Genomic DNA, 19,147 nt, shown 5'->3' on the forward strand with positions numbered 1-19,147 from the left:
TTCACATATAATAAGTAGGGTATACCAAATCCAGTAAGCATCTCGGATGTAAAATGGTTATTGGATTGGGTATTAAGCCGGGGAAGTATCCCCGGCTTAGTGTCAATTAACGCTTAATTGCGTCCAGTTTCCAGATGTTGTTCACGTAATCGCGAATCGAACGGTCTGAGCTGAACTTACCAACTAGTGCAGTGTTCAGAATTGCCTTCTGAGCCCAACCAGCCTGGTCACGGTACTGTTTGTCCATCGCTTCGTGCGCTTCAACGTAAGAAGCAAAGTCAGCAAGACATAGGTACGGGTCACCACCATCCAGAAGTGAATCGTATACAGGACGAAGACGACCTGGTTCACCCGGAGTGAAAGTATCTGTTAGCAGAAGGCCAAGAGATGCTTTTAGCAGTTCGTTAGTGTTGTAGTAATCGAATGGGTTGTAGCCACGAGCACGAACCTCTTCTACACCATCAACGTCCAGACCGAAGATATAGATGTTCTCATCACCCACTTCTTCACGAATCTCTACGTTTGCACCATCCATCGTACCAATAGTCAGTGCACCGTTCAGAGCCATCTTCATGTTACCTGTACCAGATGCTTCTTTACCTGCAGTAGAAATCTGCTCAGAAACGTCTGCTGCCGGAATGATGATTTCAGCCATGCTTACACGGTAGTCTGGGATGAATACCACTTTCAGCTTGTCACTGATGCTTGGATCATTGTTGATCGTCTCAGCTACTTTGTTGATAGCGTAGATAATTTCTTTCGCCAGGTGGTAACCCGGTGCTGCTTTCGCTGCAAAGAACACGACACGTGGTGCCATATCGAACTTCGGATCGTTCTTCAGACGGTGGTACAGAGACAGAATGTGCAGCAGGTTCAGGTGCTGACGCTTGTACTCGTGAAGACGCTTAATCTGTACATCAAAGATGGCATCAGTATCCAGTTCAATACCCATGTTCTCTTGAACCCAGTCAGCAAGACGTACTTTGTTCGCCTTCTTCACTGCCATGTATTCTTTCTGGAACTTCTTATCTTCAGCAAACTTAGCAATCTGAGTTAGCTGATCCAGATCCGCTGGCCAATCGCTACCAATCTTGTCAGTGATAAGCTCAGAAAGGCCTGGGTTACAGAACTTCAACCAACGACGTGGCGTCACACCGTTTGTTACGTTAGTCAGACGAGTTGGGTATAGCTCGTGGAACTCAGGGAACAGGTCACGCTTAACAAGTTCAGAGTGAAGCGCTGCTACACCGTTAACTGCGTAAGAACCAACAACACATAGGTTAGCCATGCGAACCATACGGTGGAAACCTTCCTGGATGATAGAAAGCTTACGCTGCTTCTCTACATCGCCTGGCCACTTCGCACGTACTTCTTGCATGAGTAGGTGGTTGATATGGTAAATAATTTCCATGTGACGAGGAAGCAGACGCTGAATAAGTGCTTCAGGCCATGTTTCCAGTGCTTCAGGAAGAAGTGTGTGGTTAGTGTAAGCAAATGTCTTGGTTGAGATTTCCCACGCTTCGTCCCAGCTCAAACCACGCTCATCGATCAGGATGCGCATTAGTTCAGGAATAGCGATAGTTGGGTGCGTATCGTTAAGCTGAATAGTTTCGTACTTAGGAAGATCCTGGATCTCGTGACCAGCCACTTCCAGACGACGAAGAATATCGCGAACAGACGCCGCACTGTGGAAGTACTGCTGCATTAGACGCAGAGTCTTACCTTTTTCGTGGTTGTCGTTCGGGTAAAGTACTTTGGTGATGTTACCAGCGTCGATCAGTGAGTGCTGAGCTTCGAAGTAGTCACCGTTGTTAAAGCTTTCCAGAGAGAAAGGCGCGATAGCCTGACATTCCCAAAGACGTAGTGGGTATACAGTATCGCTTTCGTAACCAACAATTGGCAGATCCCAAGGCATACCTTTAACAAACATGCCAGGAACCCAACGACGCTTCTCTTTGCCATTTTCAACATAAAGTTCTACGTGGCCGTAGAAGCCGATTTCCTGAGCGTACTCTGGACGAGCAACTTCCCAAGGGTAACCTTCAACACCACGCCATGCGTCTGGTGCTTCTTTCTGGTGACATTCTTCGAAAGACTGTTTAAACAGACCGTATTCATAGTGCAGGCCGTAACCTACCGTCGGGAACTCCTGTGCAGCACAAGAATCCATAAAACATGCAGCCAGACGGCCAAGACCACCGTTACCCAGTGATGGGTCACGTTCTTCTTCAAGAAGGTCTGTCAGGCTCTGGCCCATTTCTTTCATCGCAGCATCAATCTGTTCGTATAGACCCATGCTGATAAGGTTGTTACCTGTTAGACGACCAATCAAGAATTCAAGAGACAGGTAGTTTACGCTTTTTGCATTCTGAATCTTTTTGTCGTTCTCAGTTTGTAGCAGATCAGACGTTGTTAAACCTGCAAGAGCGCGGCCCATTGCCAGGTACCAATCGCGTGGTGTAGCCAGCTCTTCTGTCTTTGCATATGTTGTGTTTAGGTGGTTTTTAACATCAGCCTGAAACTGAGCTTTGTCAAAAGTCTTCTGTTGGGTAGGTTTCATAATGAAATCTCATAACTTGATTCAATTTAACTGTGGCTTATCCTGCACTTGTAATAAAAGCAGAACATCCTCCTAGTATGGCCTTGCCGAAGGAGGAGTACTGAGGGCGTAGATACTCCTCTCCCACTAACCAATTGATGGACCTCACAGAAACGAAGGTATTACACCCTAATATCAGTGATGCGCATCACATAAAAACTTCCAATGTAATCTGGCCTTCACAAGGGTGAGAAAATGAAAAACTTCATCCCCACAATTGAAAAGTGTTGTACTGATCACATTAACCTCACTGCTCTGTTTACACTCAACCCGAAATAAAGACGACATCCAACACTTTAAATCGGTGATATGTACTAAATATTAAACAGTTCGTTTGATACAACATGTCTAATATGTACAGGCACCAGTACGATAAGCACTAAAATAGTATACAAAAATTGATCACACTCACATTAAAGGGGCGTAGATGATAAGAAGTGTGTGAAAGATCATGTAATTAGTAACATGTCAGTAGTCAGCATGAAGCTCCATAGGTACTATCAGAAGCGAATATTCAATAATTAGAAAAAAGTAGTATGTGGATTCCATCTAAGCTTACGAAACCCGGACGATTACACAACGCGATCCTAAGACCTCGCGTACTAGATTTGCTGCAACAAGCTCCTTTCTACAAGCTTGTTCTTTTCCGATCCCCCGCAGGATATGGCAAAACCACCATGGCAGCACAATGGTTAGCAGATAAACCAGCCGTTGGTTGGTACAGCCTGGACGAGGGTGATAATGACACCTTCCGATTTATTAACTATTTCATTCAGGCAATTAACAAGGCGACTAATGATAGTTGCCCGAACTCCCAGACGCTTGCTGAAAGACGTCAGTACTCTTCACTACATTCTCTGTTTGGTGAACTGTTCGCTGAGTTAGCAAGCTATACCAATGAATTTTACGTTGTTCTCGATGATTATCATCTTATTAATGAAGACGAAATCCACGAGACGATGCGCTACTTCCTTAAACATGTACCAGAGAATATGACACTGGTCGTGACCAGCCGATCCAATCCACCATTAGGCACAGCTAACCTAAGGGTACGAGATCTGATGATCGAGATCGGCAATGAACTCCTTGCATTCGATACGGAAGAGACAACCCGTTTCTTTAATCAGCGAGTATCTGAAGGTATCGATGATAAAACGGCTAACAACCTGAGAAACTATGTTGAAGGCTGGCCTTCTGCGCTGCAGCTAATTGCCCTTCAGGCACAGCACCAACGAAAGACACTTGCTCAGTCGGCAGAATCTGTTTCGCAGTTCAGTAATGCTCATTTGTGGGATTATCTTGTTGAAGAAGTTTTTGACATTCTGGATAACGAGACGCGTCACTTCCTGATGCAGTGTTCAGTACTGGATACATTTAATGACAAGCTAGTGAGCGCCCTGACAAACAGAGACGATGCGCTAAGTATGCTCGAATCGCTGAACCGATTTGGTCTGTTTATTTATCCTCTGGAAGGTGAACACAACTGGTATCGATTCCATCATCTTTTTGCTGAGTTCTTAGCTCATGAACGCAGCACCAGAATCCCTCATGAGGAAGCGTCACTGCATAACGCAGCAGCACAAGCCTGGCTGAAACTAAAAATACCTCATCAGGCCTTGCGTCATGCTCAAAAGGCAAATGACGGTGAGCTGATTGGCAGTATCGTCTCCGAGTACGGATGGAGCATGTTCAACCACGGTGAACTCCGTGTGATGGAAGATGCCATTAATCAGCTTTCAAAAGATCAGCTATATTCTGATATTACGATCCCTCTACTCAGGGCATGGTTAGCACAAAGTCAGCACAGGTATACAGAAGTAGACGCGCTGCTAAAAGAAGCAGAAGAAGAGGTTACCAAGCGAAATATCGCTCTTTCGACGGGTTATCTTGGTCAAACCAATGCGCTTAGGGCTCAGGTCGCCATTAACAAGAACGACCCAGAAAAAGCGCTAGAATTAGCAGAACTGGCTCTGACTCAACTCGATCCAACTATCTACAGAAGCCGAATCGTTGCGACCTCAATCGTGGGTGAAGTTAACCATGTTATGGGGCAACTTGATCGTGCCCTGCCGCTCATGCAGCAGACAGAAAAGCTTTCGCGTCAATACCAACTATTCCATCAGGCCCTGTGGGCACTGATACAGCAAGCAGAAATCTTGTTGGCTCAAGGTTTTGTTCAGGCAGCCTATGAAGTTCAGGATACGGCCTTCAAGTTAATCGAAGAGCAGAAACTGCAACAGCTACCTTTACATGAATTTCTGCTACAGAATCGCGCGCAAATCTTGTGGTGCTGGAACAGGTTGGACGAAGCAGAAGAGTGTGCTTATAAGGGTATAGATGTACTTGGAGATTTAGATCCTAGCAAACAGCTACTTAGCCATGCCATGCTCGCTCGCATTGCGCTTAGCCGTGGTGAGATAGACAACGCAGGACGATTTGTAGACAAGATACAACACCTGATGCAGCAGTCGACTTACCATGTAGACTGGACGGCTAACGCCTCACTGTCGTTACTACTTTACTGGCAAGCTCGTGGAGACATCGCATCAGTCAAACAGTGGTTAGACGCAGCAATGCGCCCTGCTGAAGCCAGTAACCATTTCCTTCAGCTCCAATGGCGTAACATTGCCAGAGCCCAAATCTTTACAGAAGATTATGAAGCTGCAGAAAGGACCATGCGCTTCCTGCAAGAAGAAGCTGATAAGTTTGAGCTGGTAACGGATACCAATCGCAACCTAATTGTTAAAGCCATTTTGGCAGTTAAAACAGGTGATGAAGCACTCGCTTCTGAACACCTGAAGAAAGCTCTGTTGATGACAAACCAAACCGGAATGATAGGTAACTTCCTTATCGATGGTGGTGCGATCGAACACTTGCTTCAGAAACTTATGAACAAAGCCACTTTAGGTGATCTTGAAAAACATCGTGCTCAACAGTTAGTAAAAGATATCTCCAGTAAGCAACGAAGCCGTTCTGTTCATTTTGATGAAGAGTTCATCGATAAGCTATTGAATCATCCGGATATCCCTGAACTGGTAAGAACCAGTCCACTCACCCAAAGAGAGTGGCAGGTACTAGGACTCATCTATTCCGGCTTTAGTAATGAGCAGATAGCACAAGAGCTGGATGTTGCGGGTACTACTATCAAAACGCATATCAGAAACCTCTATCAAAAGCTGAATATTGCTAACCGTAAAGAGGCCATAGAAACCGCAGAGAAGCTACTAAGCTTAATGGGGTATTAACAACCGGAGCTTGTATGCTGATAAACGAGTGGGAACCAGATAAGTTATGGTTTGTGGATATGCCTTATACCAAATTGGGGCTAACACACATCCATCGCATGGTGATCATTAAAATCAGTGACAATGCTCTGTTGATACACTCTCCGATCGAGCTCACAACCACTCTGCAAAATGAGCTCTCTCAACTAGGAATAGTAAAGGGGATAATCATCCCCTCTCCTTCTTATCACGTGTATTTATCGGATTGGTGGCTGGCCTACCCGGACGCACTCTATTACGCGACGCCAACAGTAATACAAAAACGTTCCGACCTTAATTTTGATGGTGCTTTATCTGGAAAAACACCTCAGCTATGGAAGGGAGAGCTCTACCAAACTGCACTACTTGGAATCGACAAACCCACAAAGATGTTATTTTGCGATCCAGCAAGCCAAACCCTTATCCTTAGTGATCAGTTGCTCTGCGTACAGCCAGATCTTCCTTTGGGGCAAAAATGTACCACCTGGCTACATGGTATAAACCGAGAACTTAAAATCCCTTTCTCCGACAAAAGGCATATTCATCATATGCCGCTTTTTAGGGCTTCCGTACAAGAAGTAATGACCTGGCCTTTTCAACGCATAATTTCTAATAATGGACTCAAGATCGAAAAAAACGCAAAAGAAACCTTCTATCAAGCGTTTTGGTGGGCATTTTGACACCAGTCTGACACCGTACGGTAAACATGGTCTACTATCTAATCAATAAGCAAAAAAAAACCAACCGCAAATTCTGTGCGATTGGCTTATAGATAGTGTGAACAATAATATTCACTAACAACGTCAGTTGGCTAGGTGACCCTCGGCTTTAGTAAGGGTCACTTTTATATATGCAGTTTACATGCCAACTTTTATTACCGTCTTTTTACCTCATTCCGGTAAATTTTGAGCCTAGCTCAAAATCTTCTTTGCAAAATGCAATTGCATTTTGCATTCTCGTGCATATTGCTATGAACCAAGTTGCAATTTGACATCTTTATCTATAGATAATTCTCTTTATAGGCGTCTTTTATTTGCGCTATCGAATACTTTTTAAGCATCTTCACCTTTTTTTGACATGAATATGTTAAAACAGCGAGTATACCGGTTAGAACCATGGGTATAATCCCTGTCCACCACTCAAGCATTACAAGTAATTAAATGAATTATATTTCTACATTTCTCAAGGGCGTAGCAATGGGGGCAGCAGACGTTGTTCCTGGAGTTTCAGGCGGTACAATTGCTTTTATTACAGGCATTTATGATACGCTTCTCGAAAGTATCCGAAGAGTGAACCCTAAGCTTATTGGCATACTAAAGAACGAAGGTTTTAAGGCTGCATTCAACCATATTAATGGTGCTTTTCTTATTAGCCTATTCTCCGGAATCATTATAAGTATCCTGACTTTGGCTAAGTTAATTTCCTGGTTACTGGTTACTCATCCGATACCAATCTGGTCCTTTTTCTTTGGGTTAATTCTTGTCTCTGTTTACCATATCTTCAAACAGGTCGAGAAAAAGGACTTATTGCGCGGTATAGCACTGCTAATCGGTATTGGCTTTGCGTACGCAATAACAGTGCTTAAACCTCTGGAAATGGATCCGACGAACATTAACCTTGTCATCGCTGGTGCAATCGCTATCTGCGCAATGATTCTACCGGGCATTTCTGGCAGCTTTATTCTGCTTCTAATAGGTATGTATGCACCTATTCTTGGCGCCGCTAAATCAATGCAAATAGACGTCCTACTCCTGTTTGTCGTCGGTTGTGTAGTCGGTCTGCTTAGCTTTTCTCACCTGCTATCCTGGCTACTTAACAAACATCGTGACTCGACACTTATGTTCTTAACCGGGCTGATGATCGGCACCTTACCGAAGATCTGGCCTTGGAAAGAAACCCTGACATGGCGAACGAATTCTCACGGTGAACAGGTACCCCTGTTGCAGCAGAACCTAATGCCATCCGAGTTTGAAGCGATTACTTCTCAACCATCACAGGTGTTACTAGCGGTTGTTATGATGGCTTGTGCCATAGGTTTAGTGCTTACACTTGAAAAATTTGGAAGTCGGGATTAATCGACTAGAGCGTCGTCACATAATAAGTTGAATAATATGTTAACATTGCAACTTATTGGTAACACCTAGTTGTAAATAATGAAAATAATTCCACCTATTTTATTATGCCTGGCCCTCGCGGCCGGGTTTTTTGCCCCAGATATCATCGAATCCATTCGACAGTCTAGCGAACAAGTTGACCTCTCTAAATACTGCGTGCTATCCACCCAGCCTTGTGTTCAGAATGAAGTATCTATGCTGTTAGAGCACGATGTTACCCGCCCTCTCGTTCCAAGCACTCTCTCCGTACATTGGCCAGATTCTGAAGCGAAATCTCTTATGGTTGAACTACAAGGGTTAGAGATGGACATGGGTGTCGCGAAATACGTGCTAAAACAGCAAGAAAACGGTTATTATCAGGCGCAATTATTATTGCCAGTTTGTGCATTCGATAAAATGACCTGGATAGGCACAATTTCTGACGGGGAAAGTACCGTTTATCCTGCAGTAAAAATGGAACGATGAGTAAAAGTTATGAGTAAAAACTGGTCTTTAGCAATTGTTGTTGCTTTTGTTTTGGGATACGGATTAAAGGCATATTTGGATATGCAAGAGCAGGTTAAGGCCGAGCAAGCTCAGGCTAAGATCGACGCAATGTTGGTTGATCCTGTTTTTTATGGTGAAGATAACCAACCAGTGCATATTTTCGATAAAGACGATGACAGAACACGAATAGTCTACTTCGGTTACACTCGATGCCCGGACGTTTGCCCAACTTCACTGGCTATGCTCTCGGGAGCTTTAAACCAGTTCGATGAAGAACAGTTAAGCCACTTCCGTCCAATGTTCATTTCTATTGATCCTGAGAGAGACGATGCAGCTTCAGCTCACCAATACGCGCAATATTTCCACCCAACCATCGAAGGGCTATCTGCACCGTTGGAACTCACTAAACCTGTAGCCGATAAGTTTGGTGTGATATTCAGAAAGACTGAACTTGAAGATTCTGCGATTGGATACGTCGTCGATCACAGCTCCTACTTCTATTTTCTGAAACCAGATGGTTCTCTCATTACAAGCGTACCTCATACTCTAGAACCCACACCGATTGCTGTTGAAATACAAAAACTATTGAACAAATAACAACGAAATAAAGTAGAAGAAGACTATTGCTCAAGAAGGAACTTACAATGAAAAAAACATTAATTTTACTAACAACGCTTTTTGCCAGTTGTATCGCTAGTGCTGCCGATATTGACGTCCATCACCCATATGCTCGTGCGATGCCACCGGGTGCCCCGGCTAGTGCTGTATTTGTGACTTTAATGAATAAAGGAGACAACGATCGAACGATTGTTTCAGCGTCTACTCCAGCGGCAGGAATCGTAGAATTACACGATCATATTATGGATGGTGATGTCATGAAGATGCGTCAGGTTCCTGAAATCAAAATTCCGGCAAAAGGGAAAACCGTCCTTAAACCCGGTAGTCTTCATATTATGATGTTTGAGCTTCAAAAGGCCTTTGTTGAAGGCGATGACATAGAAGTTACTATCAACTATAAAAATGGTGAAAGCCAAACCTTTACTGCACCGATTAAAAAGGTCATGAAGGGAATGAAGATGAAACACTAAATTTTGATAACGGCTCCGAAAGGAGCCTTTATTTTATCTGCTTTAGAGATTAATATTACAGAGTTCAAACCAAACTAAGGAGATGTATTGATGATTGTAACAACAACCCACCCGGTAATGGTTAAGGCGTAAGAGCAAAACAGGTTAACCCTTTTTAAAACCAGCCTCTTTCCTTCCTTATTACCCGGTGTTCTGACCGGGGCGTTACAAAATTTGCCCCTATAAAATAATATTATGTGATCAACACAGGCACTATTGTGTCCGGGGTTTACGAAATGAATTCAGAATTAACTTTGCCACAACTTGGTTGGCAACCTTTTTTTCAGCAACAACTTACTTTAGAAGACTACGAAAATAGAATCATCGCCAGAGTATATGCGCACCACAGGTCAGGATACGAACTTATCTCTGAACAAGGCAGATATACGTTAGCTATCCGCACGTCACTGCCACAAATGACGGTTGGTGACTGGGTATTGCTCGATGATGAGGGCAATTTCGAACGTCTGTTAGAGAGAAGTTCACTGTTTCAGCGCAAGGCCGCAGGGACCAAGTTGGCCGAGCAATACATATCAGCCAATATAGATACTGCTTTTATTGTGAGCTCCCTGAATCAGGACTTTAATCTTAGCCGAATAGAACGTTATTTATCTGTAACCAATGAAGCGGGTGTCGAGCCTGTCATCGTACTTACAAAATCAGACCTATGTGATGATATCGAGGAGAAAAAAGCTTCTCTACTTAATATCGATCCACTCTTGTTGGTTGAAACCGTCAATGGTCTCGACTCAGAGAGTGTCAAGGTTCTGAACAACTGGTGTAAACCGGGTAAAACCGTTGTATTTATTGGCTCTTCAGGCGTCGGTAAATCTACGCTTATCAATACGTTGACCGGAGATACTGAGCAGAAAACTCAAGGGATCCGAGAAGACGACAGTAAGGGGCGTCACACCACTACTTCCAGGTCTATTCACTTTTTGCAAAGCGGTGGTGTATTGATAGATACTCCCGGAATGCGCGAGTTGCAGCTGACTGGATGTGAGGATGGCATTCATGAAACCTTTAGTGATATAGAGGAGCTTACATCCCAGTGCCGTTTTTTCGACTGTCAGCACCAATCCGAACCGGGATGTGCAATACAAGCCGCACTAAAATCGGGTGAGATTGATGATAGGCGTCTTAATAACTACTTTAAGCTATTAAGAGAGCAAGAGAGAAACAATGCTTCACTAGCAGAGCTTCATGACAAGAACAGAAAACTAGGAAAATTCTACCGTTCAGTCCAGTCTGAGAACCGACTCAGGAAAAAAGGCTACTGAGAGCACAATTTTTAGGGAGCATACGCTCCCTTTTTTTGACATTTTATTATCATTCATTCACAATTCAGCAACTTTTAGTTCTATAAATGAACCATATGCTAAATTTTTGCGTTATATATCGCGTTAATAGTAGACACTTTCACTTCTACAACTAAAATATCCTCTCTGGCAGAAAATATTACAGCCAGAACATAAATAAAAAATATTATTAGGAAAACCCATGCAAAACGAAAACACACTCATCGCAAGATTTGCCGGAGGTAATCTGGTTCTTCAGATTCTAATCGGTATCGTCCTTGGTGCCTTCCTGGCAACTGTAGCTCCTGAAGCTGCTAAAGATGCCGGACTACTTGGTAGTCTATTTGTAGGCGCGTTAAAAGCTGTAGCACCCATTTTGGTATTCATTCTGGTTGCAGCTTCTATCGCAAATCAAAAGAAAGGCCAGCACACACACATGCGCCCAATCGTTACTCTGTATCTGATTGGTACACTGGCAGCCGCTTTCACTGCGGTAATGCTAAGCTTCATGTTCCCAACTACGCTGACTCTGGTAGCCGGTGCTGAAGGTACTACTCCTCCTCAAGGTATTGGCGAAGTACTTCATACATTGCTATTCAAACTGGTTGATAACCCAATCAACGCTCTGAAAGAAGCTAACTACATTGGTATTCTTGTTTGGGCTGTTGGTCTAGGTATTGCACTTCACCACGCATCAGACACAACAAAAGCAGTATTCCAGGATCTAAGCCACGGTGTATCTCAGATCGTTCGCTTTATCATCCGCCTAGCACCTTTTGGTATCTTTGGTCTGGTTTCTGCGACTATCGCAACAACAGGTTTCAGCGCGCTTGCTGGATACGCGCAGCTTCTGGCTGTACTGCTTAGCGCAATGTTAATCATCGCTCTTGTTGTAAACCCAATCATTGTTTACGTTAAAACTAAGCAGAACCCTTACCCACTAGTATTTAAGTGTCTTCGCGAAAGTGGTGTAACCGCATTCTTCACACGTTCAAGTGCTGCGAACATCCCTGTAAACATGACACTTTGTGAGAAGCTGAAGCTGGACGAAGATACTTACTCTGTATCTATTCCTCTGGGTGCGACTATTAACATGGCTGGTGCCGCTATCACTATCACAGTACTAACGCTTGCAGCTGTTCATACTATGGGTATCGAAGTTGATATGGCTACAGCTCTGCTACTAAGTGTTGTTGCTGCTGTTTCAGCATGTGGTGCATCTGGTGTTGCAGGTGGTTCTCTTCTACTTATCCCACTAGCATGTAGCCTATTTGGTATCTCTAACGACATCGCTATGCAGGTTGTTGGTGTAGGCTTCATCATTGGTGTTATTCAGGACTCAGCAGAAACTGCACTGAACAGCTCTACCGACGTAGTATTCACTGCAGCAGTATGTGAAGCTGAACATCAGAAAAACGCATAACTGACGTAACTGTTCCGTTCTCTCGTACAACAAAATAAAAAGCTTCAGGCAAAAACCTGAAGCTTTTTTATTTGAACCCGTTTTTATTTATCAGTTTTTATCCATTGGTGACATTGAGAAGTCAAAGCTGACTTCATCATCTTCTTTTGAACTCTCTTTCTCAGCCTCTTCACCCTGCTCTGGTTTACTTCCCTTTTCTGTAAACATAAACTCATTCCCGTCACGATCAGGAAAATAGTTTGCTCTCTTGTAAAGTTTATTAAGGGCCGAAATAAGTGAGTGTTTTTCAATCGCACCTTCGGTTAGCTTTTTCACTAAAGGTTTCGCCATTCCCTGAAGGCCAACTACAGCATCAACACCCAATAAATTACCTAAATCATCTCTCTTAGACTTTGCGGCTTCATAACCAAAGTGTGCTGACAAGTAGAGCCAAAGATAAGCAACCGCGTTGCCTTTTGAACCACGTCCGATCCATACGTCACCTGCGTAATACTGACCTTCCGAGCTTCCTCTTTCCCCTGCAACCTCGAACCAATAGGTTGCTCGCTTCAGATTCTTCTCGACACCAACGCCATCACGATAATTGATGCCAAGCCTGATTTGTCCATCAATATAGTTTTGCTGTGCAGCTCGGTAAAACCACTCTGATGCCAGCTTGGGATTTGGATTCATATTGGACTCAGCAATGTGCCAGTCTCCCATATAGACCTGCGCCTCTGGGTTTCCGTCATTAGCTACACCTTCGATGATCTCGATCCCTTTATCAATGTTAGTTTCTACACCGATTCCACCAATAAGCGCTTTACCCATTTCCAGCTTGGCTCTCTGAGAGCCGTTATGCGCTTCAATAGCCACTTCCCAAAACCTTGATTTTTGCTTAAGTACCGGGTCTTCTTTAGCTCTGGCACAGATACGAACGACACCATACATGGCCATTTCGTTCTCTTGCATCGCAGCTCTTTCGTACCAGTGTAACGCCTCTCTCGGGTTGGCACGCTCAGCTTCTTTTGCAAGAAACAATTGAGTAGGAATATGCCCGGTTTCAGCTTTAAAGATACGCTCTTGTCGCTCTTGTTCTCTTTGCTTTTCAATTTCTCGACGGAAATTACGCTCTCGCTCTAACCTCTCCTGTGCTAATCGCTTCTTACGCGCAGAAATGGCAGACACCCAGCCAATTATGACCAGGAGCGATACGCCAGTAGCACCAAGAATGAGAGTCATTGTGTTCATATATTACTTTTCTCGTACTGCAACACTTCAGAGGTTCCCTCTTCAACGTTCCGAAATTGAAATTGTTAGTATACCCTAAATTATATATCGGCTATTTACTATGATTCTTAATAGTAATGGTAGGTTACTTTCGTTAGCATACCCAAAAATATGCGGTATTAACTCTAATCACTCCTCTAAGAACACATTTTTACAATTGAATGAAACCAACTGTCTGATGGTTAAAGGGATTCCACATAAACTAAAGAAAAGTTTCCAAGGCTAAATTACATATGTATCAGTTATTAAAACACAAAAACATTGCCAGTAGTTATATGTTGAGCTCTCAAAAAACCTTTTAGAATAAATGCACAAAACCAAGCAACTCAACTTAAATCACTATTATTCAATACCTTAACTAACAGCCTCAGCACCTAACGCTAATTAAAAACGTTAATAAAATCACACCTTTGAGCCGCAAGTAAAACCCCTATGCTAGTCGCGGTCCAAAACATTAGTGCTGCATGGGTAACATGATATAAATTCTATATATACCTCCTACAAATTTAACTATTTCCCGCGGTAAGTATAGGTGGCTACTATCTTTCAAATAGAAGAGATTGGAGCATTTCATGAACAAAGTCATTCCGACACTGTATCTCAAGGGAACATTCAACGGATGGGGATTAGATACACCATTTAAGAGTACTGATAAGTCAGTTTTTGAAACATCAATTGTGCTTACACCTGACGCCCACCGATTCAAAATATCAGATCTCGATGGAACCTCTAAATGGACACTATCTGGAAATAAAGAAGCGGAAACCCAAGCCTCACTTGATCATGTCATCGGGTTAACAACGACCCAAGGAATAGGAAACGACCTGGTGTTTGCGCCGACTAGTACTGGTCGATTTATACTAAGATTGGATATTGGCAAGACTCCACCGACATTAACGATAGTCAATGAGAGCTCAGATTCTGGTGAATGCTTCTCACGCCCTCTAGTCGACGAGGTGCTTACACCAGAGCAAATAGGCACAATAGATTTACAACGAGCTGATCATGCGTTTAGTCCTGATACGTTGTTTGAAGAACTTGCAATAGAAGACAAGTCCTCGTTCCCGTTTGTGTTTGGAGACAACACAGACGGCTATTATGAGGGCAGAACCCACACTATGTCAGAATCGGGCAGATATCGTCATCATCAAGGGTGGTATTTAGGTAGCTTCGCTTCATTTTTAGAAAACAAGGAAAATAACAAGCAACATGCGAAGAGTGCCAGACTTCTTCCCTTCGGCGTTGAGCACAGATTCGAGGACTGTGTTGAACAACTATGCCTAATACAAGGGCAACGACTAGCGAGCATTACAGTATGTTCCGACACAGCCAAAAATCTATCTGTGATTCCCGAGCTGAATATTCCTGTTAGTTTCAGTAAACCAGAGAGCCAAAAAGGTGTTCTGATTTATGCTGTGGATCCTGCTTTGTGTCCTGAGGGATGCCCTGGGTATATCGCCATTAGTGCTAATCAGGTGTTTCGTGCCCAAGAGGTTAATAACGCTTCAGATAACGAATTTGTAAGTTCACTGAACTTGTCTAAAAGCAATGTGAACCTAATACTGAGTTCAGACTCCCAAACTAAGAACTTTACTGTTTACCTCTGTTTTGAACATAGCAAAGAAGCTGCAATAAATAGTGCAATTAACGCGGTCAAAGAGGACGCGCGAATCAAACACCAGCAAGCTGCATACGACTTTCTTACCACCAATTATCTATGGACCAGTGATGTAGAATACAACCGCGCGGTAATGTGGTCACGTCTTGCCAGCAGAGTTTTTGTAAGCAAAGAATTTGGCAAAGGCATTTGGGCCGGTTTACCCTGGTTTAAGGACTGCTGGGGAAGAGATACTTTTATTGCCCTATCTGGAGTTAGTCTGGTTAATGGACTTTTTGATGAGGCCAAAGAGATCATTGAAAACTTTGCTTCCATGCAAATGAAAGACGAGCAGTCGGTAAACTACGGACGAATACCAAACCGAGTTACAAGCAAAACAAACATCATCTATAACACTACAGATGGTACACCCTGGATGATACGGGAAGCCTTAGAGTACATAGACTACTCCGGTGATATAACTTTTGCTGCATCTATCTACCCGTTTGTAAAACGATTTGTACAAGGCGTTGAAAAATATTACCTGGACTCAGATGGTCTTATCACCCACCGACATCCAGACACTTGGATGGATGCGAAGATTGAAGGAAAAATCCCCTGGTCTCCAAGGGGGCCAAAAGCAAACGACATACAAGCATTGTGGGCTGAAAGCTTGCAAGTAGCACTTCGCTTAGCTGAAATTACGCAAGATACAGACTCTATTCCCGCATTCACTCAGATGTTTAACAAGGTACAAAGCAGCGTCAACAAAAAATTCTGGAACAAGGAATATCAACTTCTGGCCGATCATTTGAGTCCGGGTGACGAGCCTGACTACTCGGTTCGACCAAATCAGTTAATGGCGCTGACCATTCCTCGCAGCCAAAGCCTGGTTACTGGAGAACCAGCGCAATCTATTGTAAAACAGAGCGTTGGCAAACTTCTCTTCCCGTGGGGAATCTGTTCTCTGGAACAAACCCACCATGAGTTCCACCCTTATCATGATGGACGGGATGAATACCACAAAGATGCGGCGTATCACAACGGTACGATTTGGGGGTGGAATGCTGGTTTTACCGTTAGCGCACTCAACAGATTTGACCAAGCTGAGCTCAGCTATCAGCTTTCTAAAAACCTGGCTAAACAAATCCTTGAACAAGGTCATCGCGGTACGATGAGTGAAAACCTAAATGCTTACCAAGCTAACCCAGAAAAGCTGATAGAAACAGGAACCTATGCCCAAGCCTGGTCGGTATCAGAATATGCGAGGAATGCTCAACAAGACTATATCGGCTTTAAACCACAGTTGAGTAAAAATCTAATTACACTTGAGCCCAAGTTGCCTAAACAATGGGATTGCTGCAACTCTCGGATGACATGCGGAAAAAATGGAACCGTTGATTTCAAGATGAGAAGAGATCACCGAAAAGAAAGATATGAATTACGCGTTACCGGAGTGGAGCCTAGTACAACTATCCATTTAAATCTGATGGGAGAAAACACCAAGCTACAACTTGTATCTGAAGGTAACGTCTCCATTTCTGTCGCATTTGATATTGAATCAGATCAGTGGTCTGTCAATGCCACAAGTTCGAAGTGGCAAGTTCTTCCTCTGGATTCCTATCCAATACTAGAAGGATTGTCATTTGCAAAACCAGATTTGACTCTTTCTCACCGCTCACTGCAACAAAAGGATTACTTGCTGAATAAAAGACTGAATGAGCAGCTGGACATCGCTAAGGACTGAGCAGGTACATCAGTTTGGGCAAAGCAGAACCGCTTCGCCCAAACTATTTAAAAATCGTTAGTCTGCGTTTATCTATATTCATCTAAATGACTCTTCAGATAATACTCCCCCGACATAAACGTCGGGGGAAAATTTAGGTTATTGACACTTAGACACCATTACAGATTTTGGTTTTCCTGCATCATCAAATGTCAGGCTCCACACATATTTTCCATCTTCAGGGATCATTACTGCAGTATCTTTACCATAACCACCAAACACCAGACGCTTGCTCTCACCTAACTTCATGGAGAGCCCTTTCGCTGTGAACTGAGGTTTCCAGATACTCGACGCATATTGCATCTTATAGCGTCCGCGTTTTTCATCCACGACGGCTTGATACACGTTATTGCCTTTATATTGATACTCACGCTTAGGCACGTGCTTCCACTGAGAATCTTGGAAGTCACCGACAACGTAAAGCTGTCTACTAATTGGGCCGGCTTCTGTCGAGTTAGGATTGTCACACTGTGCTTCAAAGCCAACTGCACTCGTCGCAGCGACTGCGCTTCCCTTCACCACAGGCCCTGTTGCAATAGGCTCTGCAATAGAAAGGAATCGGCTCTGCAAACCTTCCAATGAAATATGATACTCACCACTTGATGGAACAAACTTCTCTCCGGTCAATAGATCAATGAGTGTGCCTGCTGACCCTGATTCCGCGGTAGAGATCTTAGCCTCAGCCCCTTTAGTTCCGGTGTTCAAAACAAATAAGATGGACTCCGAACTATCTTGCTTGTGGTCAACATAAATAAACTCATCTGCGATAATGTTCGTTCTCTTACCTTGATACATAGCTGGATGTCCCGCTCTTAATTTCATAAGCGACTGAACGTACTCCTTCAATGTTTTTTGCTCTGAGTTCAGTTCAGTATTCAAACCTTCAATCTTTGCGCTGGAACGAGCAACATGATCGTCACATAGGCCTCTTACCGCACAAGTATTCTGATCGGTTTTCCCCGCAAATTTATCAACCTGATCACCAATTTCGTCACCGTAGTACAGTGTTATAGGGCCGGTATATGCGGCCTGAAAAGCAAAAGCAGCCTTGTGTCTCAACCAGTACTCAGGATCTTCCGGGTTTGCAATCTGTCCACGTTGCAACAAGTCACCGAACCTGACCAGATCATGGTTACCCAACATAAGGTTAGGCTGTGCAAAATTAGGATACAGGCTGTGCAGAGACATCGTTTCATTCAGCCAGCTCGCTGGTTTTTCTCCAACACCATTTTCATTCACGGCTAATGTTTCGACTACGCTGTAGCGAACCGGAAAGTCAAAAGAAGAACATAATGCTGGTGCCTTTTCGGAGCCATACCCCTTAGCAGCAATGGTGTTTTCATTGTTCCAGATTTCAGCAACCATATATCCCAGCGGGTTGACCGACTCCCCCTCGGAATTTGTATAAGTAACACTTTTAGACGTTTCGTCTACGGCTTTTCTTATTTCAGTCCATGCTGCAGTAGGAACCTGGTAGGCCTGATCCAAACGCCATCCATCAATCTTTAGCTCTTTGATCCAATAGGTCGCGACTTCTTTATAAAAATCCAGGCTTTCAGGGTAGTCCACCGGATTGTTCGAACCAGAAGGCAGCTTACCCGTTGGAGAAGGCTTAATTAGGCCTTTTTTATGGTGGCCAAAAACTCCATCCAGAAAGACATATAGGCCGCGTTTATGTGCTTCTTCTACCAGTTCTTTCGCTTTTTCTAAATCACCAAATCTAGGATCAACCTTAAAATAGTCAGTCGAAAAATAACCAGTTGCATCCAATCGGTCAGCCCAGTGGTCTTGCCCTGGAATTGGCTCAGCCTCAAAGATCGGGGTAAGCCAGATAGCATTGACTCCTAGAGATTCAATATAGTCCAGAGAGTCGATGATACCTTGCAAATCACCATTGTGATGACTTGTACCATAACCAGTACCGTGACCAATGGAGTCATCACCATCAACAAAGCTCTCAACCATAATCTGATAGATACGCAGCTCATTACTTGCCTGGGCCAATGAACCAGAGCAAGCGTAAAACTCCGCTGAATTTTGATTCGTCGCCGTCTGCGTCTCATTGCTGGATGAACAAGCTTGTATAGCACCAGCGACAGCCAAAGCTACAATGGATTTCACTATGATGTTTTTCAAAATACAGATCCTTGTGTTTCAATTCTTATTTTTCAGATATAAAAAAAGA

Annotated in this window: 12 protein-coding genes; 9 read left to right on the forward strand and 3 right to left on the reverse strand. The window is 43.6% G+C overall.

The window, feature by feature from the left end; genetic code table 11:
- Positions 1-106: 106 nt before the first annotated feature.
- Complete coding sequence (locus SNR28_RS06875) at positions 107-2,560, reverse strand: glycogen/starch/alpha-glucan phosphorylase (RefSeq protein ID WP_375748470.1); 2,454 nt, start codon at positions 2,558-2,560, stop codon at positions 107-109.
- Between the two features lie 575 nt (positions 2,561-3,135).
- Between SNR28_RS06875 and malT the strand changes: the two genes are divergently transcribed.
- The 8 genes from malT (at position 3,136) to sstT (ending at position 12,310) form a co-directional block, all read left to right on the forward strand.
- The gene (gene malT, locus SNR28_RS06880; RefSeq protein ID WP_375748471.1) at positions 3,136-5,844 is read left to right on the forward strand and encodes an HTH-type transcriptional regulator MalT; all 2,709 of its coding nucleotides are present in this window, start codon (positions 3,136-3,138) and stop codon (positions 5,842-5,844) included.
- Positions 5,845-5,858: 14 nt separating this feature from the next.
- The gene (locus tag SNR28_RS06885) at positions 5,859-6,542 is read left to right on the forward strand and encodes a hypothetical protein (RefSeq protein WP_375748472.1); all 684 of its coding nucleotides are present in this window, start codon (positions 5,859-5,861) and stop codon (positions 6,540-6,542) included.
- A 480-nt stretch (positions 6,543-7,022) separates the two neighbouring features.
- On the forward strand, positions 7,023-7,937 hold the full coding sequence (locus SNR28_RS06890) for a DUF368 domain-containing protein (RefSeq protein ID WP_375748473.1): 915 nt from the start codon (positions 7,023-7,025) through the stop codon (positions 7,935-7,937).
- A gap of 78 nt (positions 7,938-8,015) precedes the next feature.
- Entirely contained in the window at positions 8,016-8,441 is a 426-nt protein-coding gene (locus SNR28_RS06895; RefSeq protein WP_375748474.1) for a hypothetical protein, read from the forward strand.
- Between the two features lie 9 nt (positions 8,442-8,450).
- Positions 8,451-9,059: an SCO family protein gene (locus SNR28_RS06900; protein ID WP_375748475.1), complete on the forward strand. Its 609-nt coding sequence runs from the start codon at positions 8,451-8,453 to the stop codon at positions 9,057-9,059.
- Positions 9,060-9,106: 47 nt separating this feature from the next.
- Positions 9,107-9,550 carry a copper chaperone PCu(A)C gene (locus SNR28_RS06905; protein ID WP_375748476.1) on the forward strand — a complete coding sequence of 148 codons (444 nt, stop codon included), beginning with the start codon at positions 9,107-9,109 and terminating at the stop codon, positions 9,548-9,550.
- Between the two features lie 275 nt (positions 9,551-9,825).
- A complete protein-coding gene (gene rsgA, locus SNR28_RS06910; RefSeq protein WP_375748477.1) occupies positions 9,826-10,869 on the forward strand; it encodes a ribosome small subunit-dependent GTPase A in 1,044 nt (347 codons plus the stop codon).
- Positions 10,870-11,089: 220 nt separating this feature from the next.
- Positions 11,090-12,310, forward strand: a complete 1,221-nt coding sequence (sstT, locus tag SNR28_RS06915) for a serine/threonine transporter SstT (RefSeq protein ID WP_375748478.1) — start codon at positions 11,090-11,092, stop codon at positions 12,308-12,310.
- A 90-nt stretch (positions 12,311-12,400) separates the two neighbouring features.
- On the opposite strand, the gene SNR28_RS06920 is transcribed toward sstT, so the two are convergent.
- Complete coding sequence (locus SNR28_RS06920; protein ID WP_375748479.1) at positions 12,401-13,540, reverse strand: tetratricopeptide repeat protein; 1,140 nt, start codon at positions 13,538-13,540, stop codon at positions 12,401-12,403.
- Between the two features lie 611 nt (positions 13,541-14,151).
- Here SNR28_RS06920 and SNR28_RS06925 point away from each other — a divergent pair.
- Complete coding sequence (locus SNR28_RS06925) at positions 14,152-16,923, forward strand: amylo-alpha-1,6-glucosidase (RefSeq protein WP_375748480.1); 2,772 nt, start codon at positions 14,152-14,154, stop codon at positions 16,921-16,923.
- 138 nt (positions 16,924-17,061) lie between these two features.
- Here SNR28_RS06925 and SNR28_RS06930 read toward each other — a convergent pair whose 3' ends face one another.
- Positions 17,062-19,098 carry an alpha-amylase family glycosyl hydrolase gene (locus SNR28_RS06930; protein WP_375748481.1) on the reverse strand — a complete coding sequence of 679 codons (2,037 nt, stop codon included), beginning with the start codon at positions 19,096-19,098 and terminating at the stop codon, positions 17,062-17,064.
- Positions 19,099-19,147 lie beyond the last annotated feature (49 nt).

The sequence above is a fragment of the Vibrio iocasae genome (genome assembly GCF_042245395.1).
Classification (GTDB): Bacteria; Pseudomonadota; Gammaproteobacteria; order Enterobacterales; family Vibrionaceae; genus Vibrio; species Vibrio iocasae.

Bases quoted from the DNA above. Each gene is read 5' to 3' on its own strand.
- SNR28_RS06925 (WP_375748480.1), top strand. From the start codon at position 14,152: ATGAACAAAGTCATTCCGACACTGTATCTCAAGGGAACATTCAACGGA.
- SNR28_RS06900 (WP_375748475.1), top strand. From the start codon at position 8,451: ATGAGTAAAAACTGGTCTTTAGCAATTGTTGTTGCTTTTGTTTTGGGA.
- malT (WP_375748471.1), top strand. From the start codon at position 3,136: ATGTGGATTCCATCTAAGCTTACGAAACCCGGACGATTACACAACGCG.
- rsgA (WP_375748477.1), top strand. From the start codon at position 9,826: ATGAATTCAGAATTAACTTTGCCACAACTTGGTTGGCAACCTTTTTTT.
- SNR28_RS06920 (WP_375748479.1), bottom strand. From the start codon at position 13,540: ATGAACACAATGACTCTCATTCTTGGTGCTACTGGCGTATCGCTCCTG.
- SNR28_RS06885 (WP_375748472.1), top strand. From the start codon at position 5,859: ATGCTGATAAACGAGTGGGAACCAGATAAGTTATGGTTTGTGGATATG.
- SNR28_RS06905 (WP_375748476.1), top strand. From the start codon at position 9,107: ATGAAAAAAACATTAATTTTACTAACAACGCTTTTTGCCAGTTGTATC.
- sstT (WP_375748478.1), top strand. From the start codon at position 11,090: ATGCAAAACGAAAACACACTCATCGCAAGATTTGCCGGAGGTAATCTG.
- SNR28_RS06895 (WP_375748474.1), top strand. From the start codon at position 8,016: ATGAAAATAATTCCACCTATTTTATTATGCCTGGCCCTCGCGGCCGGG.
- SNR28_RS06890 (WP_375748473.1), top strand. From the start codon at position 7,023: ATGAATTATATTTCTACATTTCTCAAGGGCGTAGCAATGGGGGCAGCA.
- SNR28_RS06875 (WP_375748470.1), bottom strand. From the start codon at position 2,560: ATGAAACCTACCCAACAGAAGACTTTTGACAAAGCTCAGTTTCAGGCT.